The organism is Rhodococcus sp. CX (assembly GCF_015865005.1).
In the GTDB taxonomy this organism is placed as follows: domain Bacteria; phylum Actinomycetota; class Actinomycetes; order Mycobacteriales; family Mycobacteriaceae; genus Rhodococcus.
The window spans coordinates 40,697-42,597 of the sequence record NZ_JADZGH010000182.1 but is presented as its reverse complement, the minus strand read 5'-3'; the positions used below and the strand labels follow the sequence as shown (position 1 = coordinate 42,597).

Sequence of the window (1,901 nt, the reverse complement as noted above, 5' to 3'; positions counted from 1 at the left end):
CTGCGATCCACACCCGACGCGGCCCGTCATCCGAATAGCCCATCGCCGACATGTAGTGGTAGACCGTGCCGCCACCGTAGGTCGGGCTGATCGTCGACGGCGCCACCGCATGCGGGTAGTTCCCTCTTGGAGCGACGATGTTCACGACCACGCCGTGCCCGCCGTTGATCGACGCCACCAGGTCTCGCCACAGCCGTTCCTTCTGCTCCCCGGTGGGCGGATCCTGCGGCATCTCGACGACGAAGTACCCGGCGCCCGTGTACTCGTTCAGGACCGTCGCGACCTGGCTGACATGGTCGGTGCCGTCCCGATCGTCCCAGCCGATGTTCCCCTCGAGGGCTTCTGTCTTACTGGCGATGTCCGGCTCGGCGACCTTGATACCGAGACTGTCGAGCACCACCTGAATCGAGGCGGGTCCGCACCAGTAGCCGGTTTCCTGCGGCACGATCGTCCGGTCGTAGGGCAGCTGTTTCGTGGTCACGATTCCGGTTTCTCCTCGAGGAGGTCGGCGCGCACGGAGACCGGGAGATCTGCGAGCTGGGCACGTAGATGCGCGTACGGGTCCGGCCGATGCGGGGCAGGTCGCTTCTTCGACCGCCACTGCCCCGGGTTGTGGGGGTGTATCGGCCCAGACGCCGGCGGGTCGTACCGATCGAGTGACTCTTCGACCGGCCGGAAGCCAAGCCGTTCGATGTGCCGGGCAAGCGAATTCATCTCGTCCGGTTCGAGCGTGGCTACCGGCGACATCTCCCCGTTCGTCGGTGGGTGCATGAACACGTACGCGTACGGATGCATCTCGGGCGGCAATGCCGTCTGCAGTTCTTCGGGTGTCATGACAACCTCCTGGTCTAGGTAGCGCTCGAGTGCTGGCGCAACGTGCCGGACACGGCCTCGAGCGCCCGCAACGCGCGGGTACCGGCAAGTTCTTGGGCCCGGTAGTCGCCGACATTGATCTCCCACGGCTGATCCGGGTTCTCACGACTCCACGACTGCCGCACCGATGCGATGTGCGAAAGCCAGATCTGATCACCGATCTCGAACCCGGCCCGCAGCCCGTCGTCGATGTGCAGGCCCACCCGGTACGGTGCGGCGTCATCGACATCGGCGGCGAAGCTGACATAGCCGCGTGCCTTGTGTAAGCCGACACGAATCGTCTGCAGCCCGGATGGCGACACCGCAACACCGCCGCCGGTCTCGAACCCGCCCTTGTGGGCGAACCGGCCCATTTCCGACTTGCGCGAGTAGTCCACGCCGCGAGCCCACGCGAGAATGACATCTTCGACGGCCTTGTCGAAGATCCCGAGCGTGAGCCACGGCATCCCGATCAGCGTGCCGAGCAACCCCAGCAGGATGTTCGAAATCAGCTTGGCGCCTTGGTTGATCGCATCCGGCGACTTACCGCCGGTCATGATCGTGTGCTCGATCGGCTTGTGGATGACCATCTTCGACTTGAGGCCCCGATGCTGGCCGCGCCGGAAGATCACCCACGGCCCGTTCGGGTCCGTGTTGTCAGGATCGAGATTCGGGTCGGCGATGGTGACGGTGTCGGTGGTGCCGTCCGTACCGAAGATCCGCAGCAGATCCTTGATCGGATCGAGGATCGTCCCGGTGATGCCGGGGATCGTGGCGCGCTGCTTGACGTCGAACACGAACGTCGGCCGATCGAGAATGAAATGCGACGGGCACGGTTGCGGATCGCCCGGCTCCCACAGGTCCGCGGTGAGCTGCAAACCGCCGTCGTCGAGGGTGGGTTTGACCACGTCGAAGAAGTCGTCCATCCGCGACCCGAGTGCCGTCCACGGTCCGATGCCGTCTCGTGCGGCGATATACGGCACCATCACCATCGGCCACTTCGCGTTGTCGAAGTTCGCCTGCCAGTTCGCCGCATCCCAGATGTCGAA

General features: G+C 64.8%; 3 protein-coding genes. All 3 read right to left on the bottom strand.

Annotation, left to right across the window (positions count from 1 at the left end; genetic code table 11):
* On the bottom strand, nucleotides 1-481 hold a 481-nt coding region (locus I0Q12_RS19460), incomplete at its 3' end, for a C39 family peptidase (protein ID WP_197253687.1).
* The gene (locus I0Q12_RS19455; RefSeq protein ID WP_197253685.1) at nucleotides 478-834 is read right to left on the bottom strand and encodes a hypothetical protein; all 357 of its coding nucleotides are present in this window, start codon (nucleotides 832-834) and stop codon (nucleotides 478-480) included. The genes I0Q12_RS19460 and I0Q12_RS19455, both read right to left, overlap by 4 nt.
* A 14-nt stretch (nucleotides 835-848) precedes the next feature.
* Nucleotides 849-1,901: hypothetical protein (locus I0Q12_RS19450; RefSeq protein ID WP_197253683.1), on the bottom strand; the 1,053-nt coding region annotated here is incomplete at its 5' end.

Coding starts and splice junctions, on each gene's coding strand:
- I0Q12_RS19455 (WP_197253685.1), bottom strand. CDS start 834: ATGACACCCGAAGAACTGCAGACGGCATTGCCGCCCGAGATGCATCCG.